Here is a 22022-nt window from a genome sequence, read left to right as displayed (position 1 = left end):
GAGAAATTTAACGGCTTAGTGATGGAGGTGTGTGCGATGTTTTTTGTTGTACAACCATTGGCAGACGAAATAATCTTATTTGCTCAAAGTGAAGATGATATTTATGCTGAAAAATTAAATGCAACGGATTTGTACGCGATGCTACCTAAGCGTCGCACTCTTTTCTTGGCGCCACGTGCTGCAGGTGATAGCATGATGGCTGCCATTTTGATTAAGCAAGCTTTACCGATTGCGGTACAGGACCGGGTGCAAATTTTGACTGCGACGGGTTTGCATGAGTTAACCCATGATTTGCACCTGGCGGCCGACAAAGCCCGGACCCAACACGAAAATGATTTAATGATGACCTTAACCTTGGTGATTGCTAGTCCCATAATTTTTATGTTACTGGATTATTTTGTTTTCCCTAATATGGGTATCAGCGGTGTGTGGTCAGTAATGTTTACAGTTGGATTGATGGCTTTGGTACTAGGTGTTTGGTATGCGGTGACCTTTTCAACGGTGGCAGCTGATGTTGAACACTGGGTGATGACGTGCTTTGCAAAGTTGCATCGAACAAATGAAAATTAAGAGCATGCCTCGTCGTGTATAATAAAGGTATTAAATGAAAAGAGGCCGTCTCATGAAGAAGTCTGAAAAGTTAGCAAAGAAGCAAGCAACCCGATTGACAAAGGAAACTGAGTTACAACTGAAGCGTGGTTTGATCCACGTAGAGTTGGTTGATTCGCCGGCAGAAATTGATGCTTTTTTGGCAGAAGATAAGTAAACAATAAAGCAGTCTGGGAATGTCGGTGGGTTTTAGACTGCTGACGTGCCCACTAACTGCTGTGATAAAAGGTGTCTGGCTGATTTTAAGCCAGATACCTTTTCATTTTGTCGGGCTAATCACAAAATGAAAAAGTTTTCACAATTAAAAACCGCTTTGTAAGCTTGTTCAATTGCTGTTTGTTGTAATTTTTGTTTTTTATTTCACAAACTTGTGGTAAGATAAATTCAGAAAGATTTTGATTTAGAGGTAATGACAAATGGCATTAATTGCGACAAGTATTCTGAATGTGAGCAACCGATTCAACAATGTTTTACGGAAGATGCGAGCAGGACAAACGATGTCTTTAATTGTTCGCGAAGAAGGATGGGCGATGGGGGTCTTGTTGCAGGTGCAAACGTGGTATGAGTTTGATCATGAAGATTATATGACCGACATTCGTACGTTAGAAGCGAGTGGCGAGTTGCGTCCGATGGATTCGTTAACTGATGTCTGCAATTTGTTAATGGTTTACGCAGCAACGCGCCGTGGTGATTTTGATTATAAGGATGCCTATTACAAGATGCGTCAATTAAATGCGACGTCAACAGATTACCGGGCTAATGTATTGGCAACGATTGGTCAGGTAATAGATTAACTATCAATGAAAAGGCCAGCTCAGTATTTTCTGGGCTGGCCGTTTGTTAATGTGCCGAAAAATAGTGGCAGTTGGTTATGGTTATTAGAAGAACCAACCATAAGGTACCTGACGCTGCAATTGTTCGATAACTAGTTGGTGTTGGCTGTTGTACATTTTAGGGTTATCAGCTAGCGGGACGAACGCGAGTGCCAAGGTCTCATCCCCATCCGCTCGCAGGTCACCACCAGTCTGTTTAACTTCGTACAAGGTCATTGGTATTTGGGCTTGATCACCGCTTGGAAAAGTGTGGTGAAAATTTGAGTCAACGCCGATTAGAGCCGTTACCGTCACATCGATGCCGGCTTCTTCCTTAAATTCCCGAATAATCGTGGTCACTGAAGATTCGCCCAGGTTTTGCATGCCGGCAACCAGACTCCAGCCGACTTCACCATCGCCACGTTTTTCCAGCAAAACTTTTGTACGTGTGGCATCGAATAGAACACCGGCGACACCTGGCATAATGATTTCATCATGGCCGATTTTTTCACGTAGCGCATTAAAGTAATTTTCCATCACCATCATAGGCCCCCCGAGGATTTAACTAAAGATCATTGTATCATAGTGGCTTGGGCGCTTTGATCAACGATTATACTGGTTTGATTGACTAACTTACTTCTGTGAATATGTTACAATAAGGGCCACAGTAACGTACAGGAGGTTGATATGACGTTTGATGAATTTGATATAGAGCTAGGGACGGTTTTGTACCTAGACCAAGTGACCGAGCGTGAAACAACAGAAATTGCCAAATCCCAAGGCCTGGAAGAGGACATCCACGCTGAATATGAATCAGAGCGCCGTAAGATTATGCAATCATTTTTAGTGTTTGCTGAATTGCCAGCCACCGATGACATGGTGAGTCTCGCTTTGGAGAATCTACATACAGGATTGTCAGACGGCGAGCGCACAACATTGTTAACGATCCATAATTTACATAATCGCGAGGCTGTTGGAAATTTTACTGAAGATGATGCTGAGGAATTAGAAGATGCCGTAGAAGCGGCTGAAGCCTACCTAATGAACCGCTTGGCGGAACTTTTTGAAGATTGAAACTGAAACAGATTGAGGAATGAGTAATGAAAGCTCTTGTTGTGGCACAACCAATCGCCAACGATGCCATGTTGGACAGCAAGTGTTGTTAGCTTTTCCATATGAACCAGCCACAGATGTGACTGAATTTTTAATGGTGTCTGCTGACGAACCATTACCGGATGAGTATACCTTAGGACTTGCAATGGGCTACCAGTTAGGGGTTGTGACAATCAACCGTGTGACGCCATCAACAGACGTGCAGGTTTCTTTGAGTGGGAACCTGCACCGAAGATGCTGGTTGCGCCAAAAGCGATGCACCTTGAACCAGATACATTCACGCCGGTCACTGAAATGGATTATACTCCGTTGGAAATTGACACGATTGGCCTGTTTGCTTGGTTGGCCGAACCACACGCAGTATTTAATCTAGCATTACAAGCGCATGCAGACATCGGCGCGCAACAAATGCCAGCTAAATATCGTGAGATTTTGGCGCAAACGGGGTCGTGGCAGGAAGCTGATGCGGCGTGGGAAGAAGCGCAGTTTGAACACCGAAATGCCCATACGATGGCACACGGTATTCCGGTGTTGGATTTCGACCATCAACATGCAGAATTGCCTAAACTAAACCTGAAGTCACAATACGATTCAGAATAAGGAACCCCAGAAAAATGCTGACAAATAGTCGGCGTTTTTCTGTCTAGGCACCACGTCTGAACTAAGGTAGTATTAAGGTATTACGTGGATTAGGGGTAGGATATGTTAACATCATTTCTAGTGCTCGAGCTAACGGCGTTGGTTGCGTTAGTCTGGGCAATTAAGTTCAAGATTTCTAAACTAACAATTTGGACGTTTATTGCTGTGACGGTTCTAAATGTGATTTATGTGTATTGGCTCATGCCGGTACCAACACTCTCGCAGTTAGTGAGTCCAGTGGCCATTGAAACAACGGCTCTTGTGCTATGGACACTGTTTGCCGGTGCTTCAGCGCAAGTTGTTGAACGAGTAACTAAGCGTGGCAGCCGCATTAGTTTTGCCGGATTAACCATTTGGCCGTTTGTGATTCCAATTGTTGCCTTTGTGATTTCATTAGCGGCCGGTATTTCGCAGGCAGTCACTGTGCGGCCAATGTATGACTCTGTCAAAGCAACGGTGGAAAAAGAGGCGCCTTTGACAAAAGACGATCAGCCAATTGCGCTTTCAGCACAAGCATCGCAGAACATGATGAAGAAGGCTTTTTCACAAGTGCCGGATTCATCAATGTACCGTTTGGGGGATTTGTCAGCCCAATACATCAACGGCAAGCCTTATTACGTGGCACCAGTTGAATTCGCTGGGTTTATGTCATGGTTTATAAATCGCACGTTGCCGGGATATTTCATCATTTCAGCGACTGACATTAACGACACAGCTCACTTTGTCAAAGAAAAGTTGGATTACTCTGAAACCAGCTGGTTCTCACATAATATTGCACGCAAAATTTATATGCGCAATCCAAAGTTTGAACAAGTTGGTGAACCAATTTTGGAAATCGACAACGATGGGCAACCATACTGGGTGCAAACCCTGTTGAATGTTCGTTGGGCAGGACAGTTGGTGTTTAATGATATTCATGTGTCGTTGACCAATGCGGACACAGGTAAGACGACGGTTTATGCAACTAAGGACTTGCCAAAGTGGGTGGACGCTGGAGTATCCCCAGAGGCAGCTACACGGATGAACCGCACGTATGGTAACCCATACGCCTTCAATTTCCGCCACAAGAACCAAATTAAGCCCACTGAAAACGGGTCAGAAAGTGGTGTGACACCGGTCTTTAATAATGATCGGTCAATCTCATACTTCGACGACTTTACGACGGTAACATCGAACGCTGATTCGGATAAGGGATACTCATTGATTAATACGCGGACTGGTGACTTGACGTTCTACGTTGGTAAGAACGTTGGTATCATGGATTCGGATGGGGCGATGAAGGTTGCTAAGCAATTGCATCCGCAGAATAAGTGGCACGGCTCAAACCCGGTTATTATGAACATTGATGGTACGCCAACTTGGGTTGTGTCGATGATGGATCAAAACGAACGCTTCCGCGAGTATGCCTACATTAAGGGGGCGGACCAAAATGTTATTGGTGAAGGAGCAAATGCTGCCGATGCCTTGGCTTCTTACCGAAATGCGTTAGCGGGTAGCGTCCAAACTGCCAGCGCCAACGACGACAGCATCAAGACGGAAACAATCACTGGTAAGGTAGCGCGCGTCAATGCAAATGCGACGCTTGATGACAAACAAGTTGTTATTTTTAAGCTAGTTGACAATGACAAGCTCTTTACGTTAGATCCATCAAAGGCGCAGACTGCATTGTTGTTACAAGCTGGGGATGACGTTCAAATTAAGGCCAAGACAGTTAAAGAGGCCTCAGTTGCGAATGTCATTACGTTGACGAACAAATCTTTGAAGTAAGGACGTGGTACTTATATAATATAAGTACCGTTTTATACAAGAGAGGTATGTCAGAATGGGTAAGGGAACCATCAAGTCAAATGACTTCGCGCGTGGGGCAGCGTCTAAGGGTGCTGTAACGCGTGATCAAAAGCAGTCGTTACGTCAAGCGTTGCTAGAAAAAGCACGTGCTAAGGCGAAAGCGACGGCAACAGAAACAAAGTAGCCAAAGTGCGTCAGGAAACCCTTTTTATTGGCAATCCTGGCGCGTTTTCTGTATGATAAATTGTTGACTTTAAACAAGAAGGAAGAGTGGTACTTATGGCAACATTTGCAGAACGCATGCTTGATGAATTGTCTGGTGGACAATTGGAGGATGCAAAGAAGTCATTTTCGTCGTCATTGCGTTATGATAACGATGACACAGTTTACTCATTGGCCGAGGAGCTATATGGTTTGGGATTCTCAAGCCAAGCGAAGCGTGCTTACCAGAAGTTGTTGGAGAAGTATCCGGATGAAGATCAATTGCGTACGGCGTTGGCTGATATTGCAATTGACGAGGATAAGACAGATGAAGCGATTGCTTATTTGGCTGAAATTTCACCAGAGTCAAATGCTTACATTGAATCATTGTTAGTGCTAGCTGACTTGTATCAAACTGAAGGATTGAATGAAGCGGCTGAAGCAAAGCTCCGTGAAGCTTATGATTTGGCACCAGAAGAGTCAATCATTAAGTTTGCCTTGGCTGAGTTTTACTTTGCGACTGGACAATATAACACAGCCATTCCGTTCTACCGTGAGTTGCTACAAGCTGGCGAGCGTCGATTCTCTGGTTTGGACATTGCGTCACGTATTGGTGTAGCGTACGCACTCGTAGGTAACTTCAAGAACGCTTTGGGTTACCTCGAGCAAATCAAGACGACTGACTTGACACCAGATGTTCGTTTCCAATTGGGAATGACATATGCGGCGGACCCTGAAACGGCCGATAAGGCGATCGACGCCCTAGAGGAATTGCAAGAAATCGATCCATCATACGCTGGGTTGTATGAACCACTTGGCCAATTGTATGAAGATACAAATGATCAAGAACAAGCGTTGATTACGTACCAGGCTGGTATCGCGGTTGACGCCTTTAACACCGCGCTTTACCAACGTGCAGCAGCTGTTGCACAAATCCGAGGAGAAGATGAAGAAGCTGATCGTATTTATCGTGAAGCGCTTGAGAATAATCCTGAAGATTTGACGTTGACGATTGGTTATTCAAAACTATTGGTTGCCATGGGTGATCACGTGGGAAACATTAACTTGTTGAATGCGTTCTTAGGTGAAGATGATTCTGAAACCGATCCACAATTGTACTGGAACTTGGCACAAAGCTACACGGCTTTGGAGGACTTCGAGATGGCTACGAAGTACTGGAACGCCGCTTTGCCATTCTTCTTGGACAACATTAACTTCTTGAAGCCAGCCTACTACTACTTCCGCGAAGAAGGTGAGACAGCATTGGCTGAAGAGGCGTTATTCAACTACACGCAATTGGCACCAAACGACTACGAGATGGCCGAACTTTACGACCAACTTAAGGAAGAAAAGGGCCTATAAATTTTTAGCTCATACTTTACGGTATGGGCTTTTTTATTCACACAAATACCATGGCTACGTAACGAAGTTAAACAGTTTGTGAAGCCGAGTCTTATCGCTATTGTCTGAGTTAACTGACGTGTTAAAAATAAAGGGTAAACATGTTAGAAAAATGGGGGACTAAATGCATGGCACATGAATTGTTACGTCGACGACATGAAACACTAGGGGAATTGCTTAATAAAATAGATGCGTCATTGGCACACTCACAAACGTTTGGCACTGATATGAAGTCGGACGTTGTTGAGAAGGATGATTGCTTTGAAGTCACTGCCGATATCCCTGGTGCTGATAAGTCAGACGTGAAGGTGGATTACGAAGCAGATACGTTACATATTGCGGCCACGCGTCATGAAATTAAAGATCACTCAGACAAGGATGGTAATATTTTGCAATCTGAACGTAGTTTCGGGTCAGTTGGCCGACGACCGAGGCTACAAAAACGTCGGGTATCAAAATTGAAGATTAAACAAAAATGATGAGAAACGCCGACCTGTTAGCAGGCCGGCGTTATTTGTGCTAATATATTTGTAATAAACTTAATGGAAACGAGGACATGCGAATGGATGCATTGCAATTGTCACGACGGTTGGCGACGGTTGCGTCGTATGTACCCGGTGGTGCCCGCCTGGCTGATATTGGCTCAGATCACGCTTATTTGCCAGCAAATCTCTTGTTGAATAAGCGGATTTCATTTGCGATTGCAGGTGAAGTCGCGCAGGGGCCGTTAGATAATGTGCAACATGAAATTAATCGGCATCGGTTAGGGGATGTGTTAGTGCCCCGTTTGGCTGATGGCCTGGCGGCAGTTCAACCCGAAGACTTGATTGACACGGTCACAATCGCTGGAATGGGTGGCCGCTTAATTGCCCAGATTCTAACGGCTGGCCATGCCGATGTCCAACGTTACCAGCGGCTCATTCTGCAACCTAATATTGATATTGATGTGGTGCGAACATGGTTGATGGATAACGGTTACCAGCTAACCGACGAAACGGTTGTGGCTGATGATGGTCACTTCTATGAAATTTTGGTTGCGGTACCGGGTCATGTAACTTACGATAAGCAAGCGCTACAATTTGGTCCTTATAACTTGATTAATCGACCAGAGGCGTGGCTAACGAAGTGGCAACGTGAATATGAACGCATTGGTGTGATTATGGCGAAGTTAGCTGATGCTAATAAGCAGGACACCCCGGCTTATCAAGAGTATCAAGCGATGCAACGTGATATTGGGGAGGTCTTGGGAGAATGAAGGCAAAAGAATTAATTGCACGAATTGAAGCTTATGCTCCCCGCGAATTAGCTTGGGAACGCGATCCAATCGGGTTGCAACTCGGCGATCCAGAGCAAGAGATTCAAACGGTGATGACCGCATTGGACGTCCGACCAGAAGTCGTGCAAGAAGCGATTGACAAGCACGTTGATTTCATTTTTGCCCATCACCCAATGATTTTCCGGCCGGCTAAGAATTTAGATTTATCAGTACCGCAGAATCGTATGTATGCTGATTTGATTAAGCATGACATTGTCGTTTATGCGGCGCATACGAATTTAGATGCAGCAGCGGGTGGCATGAATGATTGGCTGGCCAGTGCCTTGCAACTGGAACAGGTTAAGCCCCTCATTCCAAATTCAGATGGCCAAACGGGTCTCGGACGAATTGGTGAATTGGCAACACCACAAACGGTTGCGGATTATGCAACCTTTGTGCGTGACTTATTTCAAGTTGCCCATGTTCGCGTTATCGCCAATGATATGAACCGCCAGTTGAAGCGTATTGCTGTCCTTGGTGGTGATGGGGGTAGCGAATATCCGGCAGCATTGGCAGCGGGGGCTGATGCCTATGTGACAGCAGATTTTTACTACCATACCGCTCACGATGTATTGGCTGATGATTTTGTCGTGATTGATCCAGATCATCACATGGAGGCCATTGCCAAGGCCAGGTTAGTCGACCTAGTGATAACTTGGCAAACAGAAAATGGTTGGCAACTGACCGATGTCTTTGCTTCAGCGCAGAACACCGATCCTTACACATATATTTAATATAGATAAGAGGTAATAGACATGACAGAAACAGTATATCCAAACTTAATTGACCGTTTTGTACGTTACGCAAAGGTCAACACGCGTTCAAACGAAGAGTCGACGACGGTGCCATCAGATCCAAAGGAAGTTGTTTTTTTGGCTGATTTGGCAACAGAACTAAAGGACTTGGGACTAGAAAACGTTCGTACTATGGCTGACGGTTATGTATTTGCTGAATTAGCAGCGAACACAGATGCTGATGTGCCAACGATTGGGTTTATTTCTCACGTTGATACGGCTGACTTCAACTCAGAAAACGTTAACCCACAATTCGTTGAAAACTATGATGGTCAATCAGATATCAAGTTGAACGAAGAGTACACGTTGTCACCAGCTGATTTCCCATCATTGAAGAAGTATGCGGGTCACACGTTGATTACGTCTGATGGGACGACATTGTTGGGTGCGGATGATAAGTCTGGGGTTGCTGAAATTGTGTCAGCAGCCGAATACTTGATTGCTAACCCTGATATCAAGCGCGGTAAGGTTGTCTTCGGCTTTGGCCCAGACGAGGAAATTGGTATTGGTGCCGATAACTTCCACGTGGCTGAATTTGGTGCTGATTTTGCTTACACGGTCGATGGTGGTCCATTGGGCGAGTTGGAATGGGAAACTTTCTCAGCTGCTGCAGCAACGATCAAGATTCAAGGTCGTAACGTACACCCTGGTTCAGCCAAGGACACGATGGTCAATGCGTTGCAAGTTGCCATGGATTTGCACGCAGCTTTGCCCGCCGGAGACCGCCCTGAATTGACAGAAGGTCGTCAAGGGTTCTTCCACATCTTGAAGTTGACTGGTACGCCAGAAGAAGCTGAAATGGCTTACATCATTCGTGATCACGATCGCGTTATTTTTGAGCAACGTAAGCAAATTTTGCGTGATATCGTCGAAAAGATGAATGGTGAGTTCGGCCTTGAGCGTATTAAGCTTGAGATGAATGACCAATACTACAATATGGGTGAAATTCTTAAGGATGATATGACGCCGGTAGATTTGGCTGAAGCGGCCATGAAGGCATTGGATATCAAGCCAGTTATTGAGCCAGTTCGTGGTGGCACGGATGGTTCAAAGATTACGTTCTTGGGCTTGCCTACACCAAACTTGTTTGCTGGTGGTGAGAACATGCACGGCCGTTATGAATATGTGTCAACAAAGGTGATGAACCAAGCGGTTGACACAATTTTGAAGATTATTGAATTGAATAACAAGTAATCAATGTTGATTAAAAGTCGGGTATGCCTATTAATGGCCTGCCTGGCTTTTTTTGATTGTCAATCCTTCAGCATCTTCTGGAATGGACTAGTCATGATAACGCTTACATGTTATAATTAGTCCAATAAATTGGATGATATCCATTGCAAACAGGGAGCACATGAAATATGGCAAAAACATTGGCAATTAACGCGGGATCTTCTTCATTGAAGTTTCAACTACTAGATATGCCGGCCGAAACGGTCATCGCAAAGGGTCAAGTTGAACGAATTGGCTTGCCTGAGAGTGTCTTTACAATGAAGTTTAATGGGGAAAAAACTGAAATTGTGCGCGACATTGCCGATCACAAAGCAGCCATTGAAGAGATGCTGGAACAGTTCCGCACCCAAAATGTCGCAGATAAGAGCGAAATCACCGGTGTCGGTCACCGTGTTGTGGCAGGTGGTGAATGGTTCAACAAATCAGTGATTGTTGATGACGAGGTACTTCATAAGATTCATCGTTTGGCGGATTATGCACCGTTGCATAATCCAGCGAATGCGACGGGAATTGAAGTGTTCCAAGAACTCTTGCCCGACGCGGTTTCAGTCGCGGTGTTTGATACGGCGTTCCACCAGACCTTGCCTCGCGAAAACTATTTGTACCCATTGCCATACGAGTACTACGCGAAGTATGGGGCACGTAAGTACGGGGCGCACGGGACTTCACATCGCTATGTTGCTGAACGCGCAGCTGATATGATGGGCAAGCCATTGTCAGAGTTAAAGCTGATTACGTTGCACTTAGGTGCGGGGGCGTCAATTACGGCAATTAAAGATGGTAAATCATTTGATACCTCAATGGGCTTCACGCCATTGGCTGGTTTGATGATGGCGACGCGTTCAGGTGACGTTGACCCATCTTTGATTTACTACATTCAAGAGCGTGAGGGCCTTTCAAACGCTGAAATGTTGCGTATTTTGAACAATAAGTCAGGGTTGTTAGGCGTTTCGACGTTGTCCTCAGACATGCGCGACTTAGAAGAAGTGGCTGATACAAATGAACACGCAAAGTTGGCACTGGATATGTTCTTGAATCGTGTGGTGCGTTACCTTGGCCAGTACACATTTGAAATGGGTGGTGTTGATGGTATTGTCTTCACAGCTGGTATCGGTGAGAATGCCGCTAATGTGCGTGAGGATATTATTGCGCGTCTAAAGTTCCTTGGTATTGAAATGGATAAGGAAGCAAACAATGTTCGTGGTGTAGAGCGTATTATCTCAACACCCGAATCAAGTGCAACGGTGTTGTTAGTCCCAACCAATGAAGAACTAGAAATTGCCCGTGATGTTGAACGTCTTAAGGCACAAGCAGGAAAGTAAAATTTAAGGTTCGCCAGGTATACTTTGTATATGAATAAGGGGGACATTAAATGCTAACAATTTTGATAATTGCAGCGATCGGCTTTTGGTTTTACGGTAAGCACCGTCTGAAGCGCGTTGTTGTTAAAGTGGATCATGTGACGCCATTTGATAAAATGGGGGCCTCAGCCAATCGAACAAACGTCTTTGACGGCCAGTTCGAAGAAATCCGGACAACTAAAATGAAGTAAACCTTAATGAGACGACAAGAAAACGTTCAGGTGCTAGGCGCATCTGGACGTTTTTTTGTACAATGGAACTATTGATTTAAACGAGGTGATGACATGCAACAATGGTGGCAACGGAAATTTGTTTTAGGCGCTGGGTTAATTGGCGCAATTATTTTAATGTTAGAGAGTGTTATCGCAACATTTGTTTGGCCCACTTATAAATTAGCGAAATACCCATTAGCGGTGCTGACTGCCCCGGATGCGATGTTTGCAAGTGGTTTTCACGGGTTAGAGTTAGTGGCAGGGCTATTAATATTATTAACCTTGGTTGCTGTGTGGCGTTTTGCCCGGTATGAGCAAGACAAAACGTTGTCTGCAGCAATGCAACAATTAGTGATTGTCTGGTTAGCAACCGTGATTTTACAGTTAGTTTGGCCGTTGAATTCGATCACAGAGGCAGTGCTAGCACGTGGTGTCATTGTCCGTGATGTTGTGTTTGGTGGCTTGGTAATTGTGCTTATTTGGTCGCTCTGGCGCGTTGCAATTGCTAGTGTGCGCCGCGAAATGGATTCTTTAGCTAATGGGCTGAAGTTGCTAACAATTCTTTTCGGTTTGTTCCATGTCTTGCAATTTATTGTGCCGCTATTAGGCTGGCCATTGGCAGGGTTCTTTGATGTCTTAGCACTTGATGTCTTAGCAGCTAGTTTTGGTCTAATGAGTTGGTATTTTATGCGCTTAGCGGACTGATGATCTCTGGTAATTAGGTATCGTGACAGAAGTGTGCCTTTTTTCAACCGCTCAAAATTCAGGGTGCTATACTTTAATTGTTGAAAGAGATGAAACAATTAAATTGAATGAATTCAGACAAAATCTGAAGGAGGAAGAAATCATGTATTTGACAATTACTGATGCTGCATTGGAGAAGATTAACCCTATTTTGAAGGCCGAGCCTGGTCGCCGTTTGGTGATGATGTATGAAGATGGTGTGTCACCATATTCACACCACGGTGAGGTTGCCATGCAAGTTTCATTCGTGTTTGCCATTATTCGTGAGGACCAACCTTTGTTGCCATGGTTCGACGAAACAATCGATTCAAACATCGGACCATTGCCAATCAAGGGTTACTCAAAGGACTACATGATTCCTAACATGGTTTTGGATGTTAAGAAGTTTGGCGGGGTTGTGTTGCGTGGAGATTCAGGTGTCATTGATGACACGCCTGAGATTCGTGACGAAACAGCCACTGTGACAGATTAATTAAACTAATAAAAGCCACCAATTTCCCGATTAAAGCTCCGAGGATTGGTGGCTTTTTAAACGGGTTCCGAAAGGCTGTCCCTTAATATATATCATTTTTCGGTGCACCTTTTTTAAGGATACCCTATGGTTATTTTATGTTTGTTTGGCAACTAAATATGTGTCAAGTAAAATTACTTGTCACTTTTTTGGTCAAAACACTTGATATTTGCGAACAAACTGTGTAATATAATTATTTGTAATTTACTAGCTATATTGTAACGGCGCAAGCTTGGGGATTAGCCCAATGCAGCTAATCCTGTCGTTCAAATTAGTGGTGAGGGGCACCTCACAAATTAAATTCAAGGAGTTATGTTAATGCGCATTAACATTTTGTTAGAAGCCGCCGAAACTGGTGAGCGTATCTACCTAACTTCTAAGAACCGTCGTAACACACCAGACCGCTTGGAGTTGAAGAAGTACTCTCCAAAGTTGCGTCGTGTTACTGTGTTCAAGGAGGTTAAGTAATCATGGCTAAGAAGTCAAAGATCGCTAAGGCTAAGAAGATTGAAGCAACTGTCGAGAAGTACGCTGAGAAGCGTGCTGCCTTGAAGGCTGCTGGTGATTACGTAGGTTTGTCAAAGTTGCCTCGCAACGCCTCACCTGTACGTATGCACAACCGTGATAAGATTGATGGACGTCCTCACGCTTACATGCGTGAGTTCGGAATGTCACGTTTGAACTTCCGTCAATTGGCACACAAGGGCTTGATCCCTGGTGTTAAGAAGGCCTCTTGGTAATCTGCATTTTGCCTTAAGTCTTAAAGAAAGCATCTGCGTTTTACGTAGATGCTTTTTTTTACGCCATTATGGTATGATTTAGAAAAGTCAGAATGGTAGGCATAAAGAGATGAATAATGATGTTGAAGTGATGTTATATGTGACGGATGTGGACCGTGAGGCGAATTTCTGGCAATCTGTGGGTTTTGTTGAGCGTGATCGCCAAGATATGGAAACAACAGAAATGGTGCAAATGGCACCTAGTGAAGATGGCGCTTTTGCGTTTAACATTTTTGATTTGGCGTTTATTAAAGAGAACTCCCCTGAGGTAGCAGATAACGTGCCATCAGTGATGTTGCATTCTGATGATATTGAGACCTTGTATGGAAAAATGCAAAGTCTAGGGATTGAAACAGGAGAACTAGTTGAGATGGGACTGCAAAGAGTTTTTAATTTCGCCAATCCAGACGGCTTGTACTTTGGAGTGTCGGGCATCTAATATAAGTTATACCCTTAACTATTAATGCCAAATAAGTAAAATTTAATACAATACTAATACGTTTTCCAAAATAAAAGAGTAGAATGACGTTAGTATCTAATTTTAGTTGAGGTGTATTGCAGGGATGTTAGAAAAAAATGTTTTAAGTAAGCTTTTAGCAAATGCCTTTGACATGCCGGTTATGGTGACATACTGGGATGGCAAGACTGAAAACTATGGCGAGGGCCTGCCAAAGGTCCACATTAAGTTAAATAAAAAATTGGATATTAAGACGCTGGCTAAAATGCCAACGTTGACTTTGTCTGAGGCTTATATGAGTCGTGACATTGAAATTGAAGGTAGTATTCAAGAATTGATTGCGTCGGCTTATCGTAAGTCAGGTAGTTTTCTAACAAACCAAAGTGGCTTTAAGGGGACTTTGACGAAGATGTTGCATGGCCACGATAAGCAAGCATCTAAGGAAGATATTCATAGTCACTATGATATCGGAAATGACTTCTACAATAAGTGGCTAGACAAGACGATGACTTATTCAGCTGCTTATTGGGCACGTGATGATATGACGCTTGAAGAAGCGCAAGTTGCCAAGGTGCACCACATCTTGGATAAGTTGCACGCTGAACCTGGTAAGAAGTTATTGGATATCGGTTCAGGTTGGGGAACGTTGATTATTACGGCCGCCCAAGAGTATGGCTTAGATGCCTATGGTGTGACTTTGTCTGAAGAGCAATATGCCTTAACGCAAGAGCGTGTTAAGGAATTGGGTCTTGAAGATAAGGTGCACGTCATGTTGATGGATTACCGTGATATCAAGGATATGCAATTTAACTACATCACATCAGTCGGCATGTTTGAGCACGTTGGAAAAGAGAACCTTGGTGAGTACTTTAAGAAGGTTGCTGAGTATCTCGTCCCTAATGGGCGTGCATTGATTCACGGTATTACGGGACAACACTATGGTGCTGGTGTCGATCCATTTATTCAAAAGTATATCTTCCCAGGTGGTTATATACCAAATATCGCAGAAAATGTGACGCATATTATGGAAGCTGGTTTGCAAATGGATGATATTGAGCCATTGCGACGCCACTACCAAAAAACATTGGAAGCTTGGACGGCAAATTACCACAACGTGTATGACGAGACGATTGCTGAACATGGTGAACCGTTTGCACGGGCATGGGACTTGTATTTGCAAGGTAGTGCGGCATCATTTGAAGCGGGTAACATTGATGTTATTCAATTCTTGATGACAAAGGGACCTGCAGGACAAGGGTTGCCAATGACGCGTGCATTTATGACAGCGCGAGAAGCGTAATAACAAGACTTAACAAGAGACACTTCGCTTTAGGCTAAGTGTCTTTTTTGTAACAAAATTACACTTGTATATCGTAAGCAATTACATGAAACGATTCGCTTTCTTTTTACAAAACAAAAGTAATATGATAGATGCTGAGTTCTTAAGGAGAGAGAAACAATGCGATCCATTAAAGTTGTACTCTCACGTCACTGACAGTGGCTTCGCTGCCGTTTGGGCAGCCTGTGCATGCTGTACGTGAGAGTACAGTAATTTAGATTCACAGGCGAGGTAGTGGCCTATTCTGCCGATTATCCCGCGCAAACAGCTCAGGCGGCCGCCTACTGGAATAGTTTAGCTGGCACAACTGTTGTTCAGGTTACAAATGATTCAGCTGCGGCGACTGTTAAAGTTGAAAAACAAGAGACGACAGTAGGGATACTGATCCGAACGTTGCGTTTACATATGCGCCTGCCGAGATTACAGATGTTTATCCAGCTCGAATTGCGACGCAAGGGGTTGATTTGCAAACGGTTATTAGCCATGAAATGGGGCATTCGTTAGGGTTGAATCATGACCAAAATTCAACCTTGATGGCGCCAACAGGTGGCCAGTTGGGTGGTCAAGCGCATGATTATGAAACTTTAAAGGTAGATTTGACGTCACACGGACGTGAAATCGATAAGGCGGCATTTGATGCACCGAAGTCTATATTTGTCGCAGACAGTTCGACGGTAACAGAATCAGCGTTGGTTAGTGCGCCTACGTCATCAGCAATAACAAGTAACCGGGAGGTGTCATCGGCTAAGAACCGTGCTTCATCTGCAATGACAGTCGCTGCTTAGTCAACAGAAATAAGTAAGCAGGTCGTGTCTGTTGCAGCAACGTCATTGAGTCGTGCGACAATCGTCTCTCAGGCAAGTTCAAGTCAAAGTAGTCAATCATCTGTTTTGAAACCAGAACGCAATACAGCGAAAACGATGGCTTCTGAGAGCAAGACGACATTGCGCCAAATGGTGGCGGACACAACGGCAGCCATAAAGCAAACGGTAGTTGAAGTGGTCGCGGTAATGGTTGCGGCTGTTGTGGGTGTGACAGCCGTTTTTGCGCGTTTGATAGTATCGTGAGCGGCAACTCGTTGATATGATAACGCTATCAATCATGGGAGGTGCTCCAATGTTCTTAGCTTGGCGTGAAATTAAAAAAGAGAAAATGCGATACGGGCTAGTTATCACGGTCGTCATGTTAATTAGTTATCTCGTCTTCGTACTCTGCGCATTGGCGATCGGTCTTGCACGTGAAAATACAGTGGCCATCGAGAGTTGGCAAATTAAATCAGCCGTAATGACACGAGATGCAAATGGCAATGCTGGTCAGTCCTTGTTAACTGAGCAAGAAGCGCGGTCATTACAGCAAAAGCGTGGCACAGCAATTTTAGGGATTACGCCGACAACGATGAAACGTGCCGGACATCGTGAGTCAGTCCAGTTTATTGGGTTGCATGCAAATGAATTTGTGAAGGACCGGTTGCAAGTTGTTAGTGGTCGGCTGCCACAGCATGCGGACGAAATTGCTGTTGATACGACGTTAAATCATGCACGGTACCCCCGCCACGAGACGGTGACATTAGGCTTATCAGCAACGCGTTATAAGATCGTTGGCTATGTCGCCCAAGCACAGTACAATATGGCACCGGTTGTTTATGGTGATTTAGAAGCTTGGTCTTCAATCAAGGGTGTTTCAAATGATTATGCCGGAAGTTTAGCCGTTTATCGCGGGGATGCGCCGAACGTACCGCGTGAGTTGGTAACCTATTCAACGAAGCAACTTATTGATAAACTACCCGGGTATGTGGCACAAAAAGCCACGTTTGGCCTGATGATTGGCTTTTTGATTATCATTTCGATGATTATTATGACAATTTTCCTATATATTTTGACGATTCAAAAATTGCCTAATTTGGCTGTCTTACGTGCGCAAGGCATACCAAACCGTTTTTTGACTCGCAATACAATCTTCGAAACAGGGGCAATTGTACTTACGGCGGTGGTTATTGGAGGTGGTTTGGCTGTGATGACCTTAGCCCTATTACCAGCTACCGTGCCGGTGTATATCAGTTGGCCCGTTACAGGACTAATCGCGCTAGGCCTGTTGCTGACGGGGCTGTTAGGAACCATCGTACCAATTCGGTTGATTAGTAAAATTGACCCAGCAAGTGTGATTGGAGGGTAATCATGACAAAGGAAGTGTTAGCAGTTCGCCATGTAACAAAACGGTTTGGTCAGGGCGAAAATCAAGTCGTGGCGTTACAAGATGCGTCGATGTCAGTCCGTGCGAGTGAAGTTGTGTTGATTATCGGTCCCTCGGGCTCTGGTAAGAGCACGCTCTTGACGATTTTAGGAGGGTTGCAAACACCAACTGAGGGTGAGGTGCGCCTGATGAACGAAGATTTACAAGCATTACTGCAACGCGATTTAGAGAAACTACGGCTTGATAAAATTGGCTTCGTTTTACAAGCGTACAATTTGGTACCTTATTTGACGGTTGCCGATCAATTTAAGTTGGTTGATCAGGTAAAGAAAACGCCTAATGTAGCCGAAAAACCGTTTGAGCGTATTTTGAGACGTCTGGGTATCGTGGCCATGACGCACCGATATCCAGATGAATTATCAGGTGGTCAAAAGCAACGGGTGGCGTTGGCACGAGCACTATATGCGGATCCAACAATTATTTTGGCTGACGAACCGACAGCTGCGTTAGATAGTGAGCGGGTAAACGAGGTCGGTCAACTGCTGGCTGAAATTGCACATCAACAGCACAAAGCAGTTGTTGTGGTGACGCACGATGTCCGGTTGCAGGAGTTTGCAGATCGGACGTATGAAATTGTCGACGGTCGCTTATCAGAAAAGACCTGATACACTTACTTTTGCCCACTTGACGGCGCCAAGAGAAGCTTAGTAACATATGGGCATGAGAAAATTACAAGGAACCACCATTTGGTATGGCATCGCCTTTTTGATCATGGCGGTGCTTTTTTATTCGAGTAGTCAAACCTATGCCCAACAGAGTCAAATTGGTACGTTGCACCATGTATTGGCCAACGAACCCTTAAAGGATGTTTTCGCGCAGTTCCCAATTCATTACGGTGGGGATGTGACGGACGCATCGCGAAATTATTTTAAATATGTTGAGTTTTTTATGCGTAAGTTTGCGCATTTTAGCACTTACTTTATTCTTGGAATGGCTTGGTATATGGCTATTCACAAACAACTAGGTAATTGGTTCATTGCTGCTTTCATCGCGTGGCAGGCTGCGACGGGGTATGCTGGCCTGGATGAATTCCATCAGTCTTTGACGGGTGGTCGGTCACCAATGTTTGCGGATGTGATGCTTGATAGCACGGGCGCATTAACGGCGGTTGTTCTGGTTGTTATCGTGCGAGCGATTTGGCGTCGAATTCACGCTTGAACGGAAAGGGAAACTCCCTTAATATAAGAGTATGAGAACAAGAGACAGTAATAAAATAAAAGCATTAGAAGATGCGACATATGACCTCGTCGAAGAAGCAGGTATTGCGAATTTTAGTATTAATAAATTGGCTAAGCGAGCAGGTGTTTCGGTTGCCACAGCTTACATTTATTACGCAAATAAAGCAGATTTACTGGGGCAACTATTTGAAAAAGTTCAGACATTGTTAGTGGGGAGTATTGCGGTGCCTGACGATGACCAGACACCACAAGAACAATTCGAAGTCGTGATGCGAGCGTACGCACAAACATTTGAGCAGCATCCCAAGCAAGTTGCCTTTATGGCAACGTTGGTAGCGAATCCAGAATTCCTGCCAACGGAGATTCAGGGGGAAGGATCTTTGCTGGGACCGGCAATGTTAACTGTTATTAAGCGCGCATACCAGCAACAACTATTGATGACGGCTAATGTGGATATTATTGTTGCGCAGTCATTGCAACCGATGCAGTGGTTATTGCAATCGCGTTTGCGTAATGGGTTAACAGTTTCTAATGATGAATTAACTGAGTTGATTGCGTTAGCATCGCGGGCACTATTTAAATAATAAACCTTAAGAAAGCCGACTTTGATTGTCATCAATCAAGGTCGACTTTTTGTATTAGGTTAAATATTATGAATTCGCTTACTTTTCCGATATACTAGATAATGTAATTGATTTTGAGAGCTCAATTATATCTAAACAATCGCATATTTCCACGGGAGGAAAGATTTTATGACAACGTATGATTATGATGTGTTGTATATCGGTAGTGGCCACGGTACATTTGACGGGGCAATTCCGTTGGGAGCGAAAGGGAAGAAGGTTGGTGTTGTTGAACAGGATTTGGTCGGTGGAACCTGCCCAAATCGTGGCTGCAACGCAAAAATTGTATTAGATTCACCAGTGGCTTTCCAACGTCATATGGAGGATGTTCACGGCGTTGTAACAGGTGACGTTAAGATTGATTGGCCTGCTAATCAAGCGCACAAGCACGATGTTATTGATGGTTTGCCAGCATTCATCCAAGGCTTGTTGGATTCAACTGATGTTGATGTGTTGTTTGGTCGTGGAACGTTGGCAGATGCCCACACAGTGATGGTTAATGGTGAGGCTAAGACGGCAGACAAGATTGTCATTGCGACAGGATTGCGTCCAAACCGTCTGACAATCCCAGGTGCAGATTTAGCGCATGATTCTTCAGATTTCTTGAATTTGAGTGACATGCCAAACCGAGTGACAATTATTGGTGCGGGTTATATTGCAATGGAATTTGCAACAATGGCAAATGCTGCTGGTGCAGAAGTCACTGTTTTGATGCGCGGCACACAGGCACTCCGCGCTTACCACCAACCGTTCGTGGAACAAATCATTGCTGATTTGACATCACGTGGCGTTGTATTCGATCGTGACACACAAGTTGATGCTATTGTGCAGGGCGCAGATGGCCTAGTTGTGCGTGGTGCTGATTTGGCGGTTGAAACAGATTGGGTCTTAGACGCAACTGGCCGTATTCCGAATGTCGAAGAGCTTGGCTTGGAAACAGTTGGCGTTAGTTATAATGCAAAGGGAATTGTCGTTGACGATTATTTGCGGACGACGGTACCAAATATTTATGCGTCAGGTGACGTGATCGATAAGGTGCAACCTAAGTTAACACCAACGGCTATTTTTGAGTCACTTTACTTGATGCATACGTTTGCCGGTGAGACAACGGATCCAATTGTGTATCCAGTGATTCCGTCTGTTGTCTTTACGTCGCCTCGTTTGGCACAGGTCGGGGTGACGGTGGCTGAAGCTGAAGCTAATCCTGAATTGTACACGATGGTCCAAAATCACATTCCAGACGATTGGTACCGTCAAGTTGATCAAGAAAAGATTGGTGACAATATTTTGATTTTTGATCAAGCACATAAGTTGGTTGGTGCGACCGAAGTGTCGCCTAAGGCGGATGATGTCATTAATGCCTTGTTGCCAGCGATTGAGTTTAAATTTGGTCAAGCTGAAATTGAGCGTATGGTACATTTGTTCCCATCAATTGCCTCATCAGCATGGGGCCAATTATAATTAAAAATTTGTTCTGATAAAAAATCCCCCGTTGCTGGTAAGGCAACGGGGGATTTTAGGACCATACATTTCTGTAAATGGTAGGTACAATCGCTTGGTGTATCGCAACAGCAAACAATAATTTGTTTTGTAAAAGTGTTCTGCTAGTTCGTGTAGGTGTTTATAGCACGATGCATCAAGTTTATTCTATGAGATTGGTTTAAAAGGTTAATTTGGTATCAATGAATTCATTCTTACAAGAGGGTGATAATTTCCATCAAAATTGGCACCACGATCACGAATAGGACCGTTGACGTTGTCACAACGTTTGTTGCATATTCAACATCACCCTTAGCTTCACCCACTAGGATTGGCAAAACAGCTAATCCAGGGGCGGCCGCTTGGATAATTAACGTTCCTTGCTCGACAGAAGGAATCGTCATATTGTGCTTGAACATCATCATGACAACAATCATGACGGCAGGCGCAAAGACGAAACGACCGGGTAAGGCAACAATGGTATCACGGTCAAAGTGGATTGACTTCAATCCGGCGTCGGCCAAGACGATACCGATGTAAATCAATGACAATGGTGTCACGACACCGCCAACCATTGAGAAAGTCTTATCAACAAGCGTTGGTAATGGCAAATCAAGCAGCAACCAGATCAAGGCAACGATAAACCCAAGCAATGGGGCAGGTAACAACTTTTTCCAGTTAAACTTTTTCGCAATGTCCGACTTTGGTCCATCGCTTGAAACGAAGAAAATACCAATAGCCCACGTTGAAACGGTGTTTGCTAGGTAGTAAACCAAGAAGAATGATAATGAATGGTTACCAAACAAGGCCAAATTCAAAGGCAATCCGATAAAAATCGTGTTTGCATTAACAAACATGTTAATAAACGTACCACGGCGACCTTCACGAACCTTCAAAGTCTTTGTTAATAGCTAAGCTACCAAGTAACCAACGGCAAAAGAAATAATAACAAAAATCAACGATCCAGAAAGGGATAGTAACTTTGAGCGGGTCAAGTTGTCCAAAACACCTACGAAAATGTTTAAGGGCAATGCGACCTTCATAATCAAAAATTCAATATCGTGCTTGAATGAGTCGTGGAACTTGCCGCCGTTACGGAGAAAGAAACCCAAAGCAATCACAAAAATAATCTCAACAACAGATGAGATTGAAGTTAGCAATGCAGACATCTTAAATGACTCCTA

Annotated in this window: 29 protein-coding genes and 1 pseudogene; 28 read left to right on the top strand and 2 right to left on the bottom strand. The window is 44.3% G+C overall.

Translation table 11 applies throughout. The features are described 5' to 3' along the window. The first annotated feature begins 36 nt into the window (after positions 1-36). From EST42_RS07150 to EST42_RS07145, 3 genes are all read left to right on the top strand, one after another. Positions 37-570: a hypothetical protein gene (locus tag EST42_RS07150; RefSeq protein WP_134644840.1), complete on the top strand. Its 534-nt coding sequence runs from the start codon at positions 37-39 to the stop codon at positions 568-570. A gap of 52 nt (positions 571-622) precedes the next feature. Next, positions 623-766, top strand: a complete 144-nt coding sequence (locus tag EST42_RS10575; protein WP_010371691.1) for a hypothetical protein — start codon at positions 623-625, stop codon at positions 764-766. A gap of 259 nt (positions 767-1025) precedes the next feature. Next, on the top strand, positions 1026-1403 hold the full coding sequence (locus EST42_RS07145; RefSeq protein ID WP_134644839.1) for a hypothetical protein: 378 nt from the start codon (positions 1026-1028) through the stop codon (positions 1401-1403). Positions 1404-1487: 84 nt separating this feature from the next. Here EST42_RS07145 and EST42_RS07140 read toward each other — a convergent pair whose 3' ends face one another. Then, complete coding sequence (locus EST42_RS07140) at positions 1488-1958, bottom strand: NUDIX domain-containing protein (RefSeq protein ID WP_245150428.1); 471 nt, start codon at positions 1956-1958, stop codon at positions 1488-1490. A gap of 150 nt (positions 1959-2108) precedes the next feature. On the opposite strand from EST42_RS07140, the gene EST42_RS07135 reads away from it, so the two are divergent. The 25 genes from EST42_RS07135 (at position 2109) to EST42_RS07025 (ending at position 20820) form a co-directional block, all read left to right on the top strand. Continuing rightward, positions 2109-2495: a hypothetical protein gene (locus EST42_RS07135; protein WP_134644838.1), complete on the top strand. Its 387-nt coding sequence runs from the start codon at positions 2109-2111 to the stop codon at positions 2493-2495. 273 nt (positions 2496-2768) lie between these two features. After that, on the top strand, positions 2769-3134 hold the full coding sequence (locus EST42_RS11155; RefSeq protein ID WP_245150427.1) for a hypothetical protein: 366 nt from the start codon (positions 2769-2771) through the stop codon (positions 3132-3134). A gap of 102 nt (positions 3135-3236) precedes the next feature. After that, positions 3237-4940, top strand: coding sequence for a hypothetical protein (locus tag EST42_RS07125; protein ID WP_134644837.1), 1704 nt, complete (start codon positions 3237-3239; stop codon positions 4938-4940). Positions 4941-4995: 55 nt separating this feature from the next. Further along, positions 4996-5145 carry a hypothetical protein gene (locus tag EST42_RS10570; RefSeq protein WP_167711167.1) on the top strand — a complete coding sequence of 50 codons (150 nt, stop codon included), beginning with the start codon at positions 4996-4998 and terminating at the stop codon, positions 5143-5145. A gap of 95 nt (positions 5146-5240) precedes the next feature. Then, positions 5241-6524, top strand: a complete 1284-nt coding sequence (locus EST42_RS07120) for a tetratricopeptide repeat protein (RefSeq protein WP_134644836.1) — start codon at positions 5241-5243, stop codon at positions 6522-6524. A gap of 167 nt (positions 6525-6691) precedes the next feature. Continuing rightward, a complete protein-coding gene (locus EST42_RS07115) occupies positions 6692-7042 on the top strand; it encodes an Hsp20 family protein (protein ID WP_245150426.1) in 351 nt (116 codons plus the stop codon). A gap of 83 nt (positions 7043-7125) precedes the next feature. Further along, a complete protein-coding gene (locus EST42_RS07110) occupies positions 7126-7818 on the top strand; it encodes a tRNA (adenine(22)-N(1))-methyltransferase (RefSeq protein WP_134644835.1) in 693 nt (230 codons plus the stop codon). After that, positions 7815-8612: a Nif3-like dinuclear metal center hexameric protein gene (locus tag EST42_RS07105; RefSeq protein ID WP_134644834.1), complete on the top strand. Its 798-nt coding sequence runs from the start codon at positions 7815-7817 to the stop codon at positions 8610-8612. The genes EST42_RS07110 and EST42_RS07105 overlap by 4 nt, the downstream gene beginning before the upstream one ends. Before the next feature lie 21 nt (positions 8613-8633). Continuing rightward, positions 8634-9866 (top strand): peptidase T, encoded by a 1233-nt coding sequence (pepT, locus tag EST42_RS07100; RefSeq protein WP_134644833.1) that lies wholly within the window; start codon positions 8634-8636, stop codon positions 9864-9866. Positions 9867-10033: 167 nt separating this feature from the next. After that, positions 10034-11227 (top strand): acetate/propionate family kinase, encoded by a 1194-nt coding sequence (locus EST42_RS07095; protein ID WP_134644832.1) that lies wholly within the window; start codon positions 10034-10036, stop codon positions 11225-11227. Between the two features lie 50 nt (positions 11228-11277). After that, positions 11278-11457 carry a hypothetical protein gene (locus EST42_RS07090; RefSeq protein ID WP_134644831.1) on the top strand — a complete coding sequence of 60 codons (180 nt, stop codon included), beginning with the start codon at positions 11278-11280 and terminating at the stop codon, positions 11455-11457. A gap of 93 nt (positions 11458-11550) precedes the next feature. Continuing rightward, positions 11551-12183, top strand: coding sequence for a hypothetical protein (locus tag EST42_RS07085; protein WP_134644830.1), 633 nt, complete (start codon positions 11551-11553; stop codon positions 12181-12183). 142 nt (positions 12184-12325) lie between these two features. Further along, positions 12326-12694 (top strand): iron-sulfur cluster biosynthesis family protein, encoded by a 369-nt coding sequence (locus tag EST42_RS07080; protein WP_010371650.1) that lies wholly within the window; start codon positions 12326-12328, stop codon positions 12692-12694. A 357-nt stretch (positions 12695-13051) separates the two neighbouring features. Beyond that, positions 13052-13201 (top strand): 50S ribosomal protein L33, encoded by a 150-nt coding sequence (rpmG, locus tag EST42_RS07075; RefSeq protein ID WP_002827335.1) that lies wholly within the window; start codon positions 13052-13054, stop codon positions 13199-13201. Positions 13202-13203: 2 nt separating this feature from the next. Next, complete coding sequence (gene rpsN / locus EST42_RS07070; RefSeq protein ID WP_010371640.1) at positions 13204-13473, top strand: 30S ribosomal protein S14; 270 nt, start codon at positions 13204-13206, stop codon at positions 13471-13473. Positions 13474-13582: 109 nt separating this feature from the next. Next, positions 13583-13951 (top strand): VOC family protein, encoded by a 369-nt coding sequence (locus tag EST42_RS07065; RefSeq protein ID WP_134644829.1) that lies wholly within the window; start codon positions 13583-13585, stop codon positions 13949-13951. Between the two features lie 124 nt (positions 13952-14075). Beyond that, positions 14076-15269 carry an SAM-dependent methyltransferase gene (locus EST42_RS07060; RefSeq protein ID WP_134644828.1) on the top strand — a complete coding sequence of 398 codons (1194 nt, stop codon included), beginning with the start codon at positions 14076-14078 and terminating at the stop codon, positions 15267-15269. A gap of 273 nt (positions 15270-15542) precedes the next feature. Then, a complete protein-coding gene (locus tag EST42_RS10565; RefSeq protein WP_167711165.1) occupies positions 15543-15812 on the top strand; it encodes a hypothetical protein in 270 nt (89 codons plus the stop codon). Next, complete coding sequence (locus tag EST42_RS07055; RefSeq protein ID WP_167711163.1) at positions 15773-16093, top strand: hypothetical protein; 321 nt, start codon at positions 15773-15775, stop codon at positions 16091-16093. Before EST42_RS10565 ends, EST42_RS07055 begins: the two co-directional genes overlap by 40 nt. 24 nt (positions 16094-16117) lie before the next feature. Continuing rightward, on the top strand, positions 16118-16375 hold the full coding sequence (locus EST42_RS07050; RefSeq protein WP_134644826.1) for a hypothetical protein: 258 nt from the start codon (positions 16118-16120) through the stop codon (positions 16373-16375). 49 nt (positions 16376-16424) lie between these two features. Beyond that, on the top strand, positions 16425-17480 hold the full coding sequence (locus EST42_RS07045) for an FtsX-like permease family protein (protein WP_134644825.1): 1056 nt from the start codon (positions 16425-16427) through the stop codon (positions 17478-17480). A 2-nt stretch (positions 17481-17482) separates the two neighbouring features. Continuing rightward, entirely contained in the window at positions 17483-18163 is a 681-nt protein-coding gene (locus tag EST42_RS07040; protein WP_134644824.1) for an ABC transporter ATP-binding protein, read from the top strand. Between the two features lie 49 nt (positions 18164-18212). Continuing rightward, positions 18213-18716: a VanZ family protein gene (locus tag EST42_RS07035; protein ID WP_425335778.1), complete on the top strand. Its 504-nt coding sequence runs from the start codon at positions 18213-18215 to the stop codon at positions 18714-18716. A gap of 31 nt (positions 18717-18747) precedes the next feature. After that, positions 18748-19320, top strand: a complete 573-nt coding sequence (locus tag EST42_RS07030) for a TetR/AcrR family transcriptional regulator (protein WP_010371619.1) — start codon at positions 18748-18750, stop codon at positions 19318-19320. Positions 19321-19488: 168 nt separating this feature from the next. Continuing rightward, positions 19489-20820 carry a dihydrolipoyl dehydrogenase family protein gene (locus tag EST42_RS07025; RefSeq protein WP_134644822.1) on the top strand — a complete coding sequence of 444 codons (1332 nt, stop codon included), beginning with the start codon at positions 19489-19491 and terminating at the stop codon, positions 20818-20820. Positions 20821-21053: 233 nt separating this feature from the next. On the opposite strand, the pseudogene EST42_RS07020 reads toward EST42_RS07025, so the two are convergent. Next, a pseudogene (locus tag EST42_RS07020) lies at positions 21054-22007 on the bottom strand (AEC family transporter). Between the last annotated feature and the right edge of the window lie 15 nt (positions 22008-22022).

Source organism: Weissella cibaria, from assembly GCF_004521965.1.
GTDB lineage: Bacteria > Bacillota > Bacilli > Lactobacillales > Lactobacillaceae > Weissella > Weissella cibaria_A.
This window is presented reverse-complemented; position numbering and strand designations above follow the sequence as displayed.

Excerpts from the sequence above, each read along its gene's own strand:
- EST42_RS07030 (WP_010371619.1), top strand. The coding sequence starts at position 18,748 with ATGAGAACAAGAGACAGTAATAAAATAAAAGCATTAGAAGATGCGACA.
- EST42_RS07080 (WP_010371650.1), top strand. The coding sequence starts at position 12,326 with ATGTATTTGACAATTACTGATGCTGCATTGGAGAAGATTAACCCTATT.
- EST42_RS07025 (WP_134644822.1), top strand. The coding sequence starts at position 19,489 with ATGACAACGTATGATTATGATGTGTTGTATATCGGTAGTGGCCACGGT.
- rpmG (WP_002827335.1), top strand. The coding sequence starts at position 13,052 with ATGCGCATTAACATTTTGTTAGAAGCCGCCGAAACTGGTGAGCGTATC.
- EST42_RS07045 (WP_134644825.1), top strand. The coding sequence starts at position 16,425 with ATGTTCTTAGCTTGGCGTGAAATTAAAAAAGAGAAAATGCGATACGGG.
- EST42_RS07065 (WP_134644829.1), top strand. The coding sequence starts at position 13,583 with ATGAATAATGATGTTGAAGTGATGTTATATGTGACGGATGTGGACCGT.
- EST42_RS07125 (WP_134644837.1), top strand. The coding sequence starts at position 3,237 with ATGTTAACATCATTTCTAGTGCTCGAGCTAACGGCGTTGGTTGCGTTA.
- EST42_RS07085 (WP_134644830.1), top strand. The coding sequence starts at position 11,551 with ATGCAACAATGGTGGCAACGGAAATTTGTTTTAGGCGCTGGGTTAATT.
- EST42_RS07105 (WP_134644834.1), top strand. The coding sequence starts at position 7,815 with ATGAAGGCAAAAGAATTAATTGCACGAATTGAAGCTTATGCTCCCCGC.
- EST42_RS10575 (WP_010371691.1), top strand. The coding sequence starts at position 623 with ATGAAGAAGTCTGAAAAGTTAGCAAAGAAGCAAGCAACCCGATTGACA.
- EST42_RS07040 (WP_134644824.1), top strand. The coding sequence starts at position 17,483 with ATGACAAAGGAAGTGTTAGCAGTTCGCCATGTAACAAAACGGTTTGGT.
- EST42_RS07095 (WP_134644832.1), top strand. The coding sequence starts at position 10,034 with ATGGCAAAAACATTGGCAATTAACGCGGGATCTTCTTCATTGAAGTTT.
- pepT (WP_134644833.1), top strand. The coding sequence starts at position 8,634 with ATGACAGAAACAGTATATCCAAACTTAATTGACCGTTTTGTACGTTAC.
- EST42_RS11155 (WP_245150427.1), top strand. The coding sequence starts at position 2,769 with ATGCTGGTTGCGCCAAAAGCGATGCACCTTGAACCAGATACATTCACG.
- EST42_RS07060 (WP_134644828.1), top strand. The coding sequence starts at position 14,076 with ATGTTAGAAAAAAATGTTTTAAGTAAGCTTTTAGCAAATGCCTTTGAC.
- EST42_RS07035 (WP_425335778.1), top strand. The coding sequence starts at position 18,213 with ATGGGCATGAGAAAATTACAAGGAACCACCATTTGGTATGGCATCGCC.
- EST42_RS07145 (WP_134644839.1), top strand. The coding sequence starts at position 1,026 with ATGGCATTAATTGCGACAAGTATTCTGAATGTGAGCAACCGATTCAAC.
- EST42_RS07135 (WP_134644838.1), top strand. The coding sequence starts at position 2,109 with ATGACGTTTGATGAATTTGATATAGAGCTAGGGACGGTTTTGTACCTA.
- EST42_RS07090 (WP_134644831.1), top strand. The coding sequence starts at position 11,278 with ATGCTAACAATTTTGATAATTGCAGCGATCGGCTTTTGGTTTTACGGT.
- EST42_RS07120 (WP_134644836.1), top strand. The coding sequence starts at position 5,241 with ATGGCAACATTTGCAGAACGCATGCTTGATGAATTGTCTGGTGGACAA.
- EST42_RS07140 (WP_245150428.1), bottom strand. The coding sequence starts at position 1,958 with ATGGAAAATTACTTTAATGCGCTACGTGAAAAAATCGGCCATGATGAA.
- EST42_RS10570 (WP_167711167.1), top strand. The coding sequence starts at position 4,996 with ATGGGTAAGGGAACCATCAAGTCAAATGACTTCGCGCGTGGGGCAGCG.
- EST42_RS07110 (WP_134644835.1), top strand. The coding sequence starts at position 7,126 with ATGGATGCATTGCAATTGTCACGACGGTTGGCGACGGTTGCGTCGTAT.
- rpsN (WP_010371640.1), top strand. The coding sequence starts at position 13,204 with ATGGCTAAGAAGTCAAAGATCGCTAAGGCTAAGAAGATTGAAGCAACT.
- EST42_RS07150 (WP_134644840.1), top strand. The coding sequence starts at position 37 with ATGTTTTTTGTTGTACAACCATTGGCAGACGAAATAATCTTATTTGCT.
- EST42_RS07115 (WP_245150426.1), top strand. The coding sequence starts at position 6,692 with ATGGCACATGAATTGTTACGTCGACGACATGAAACACTAGGGGAATTG.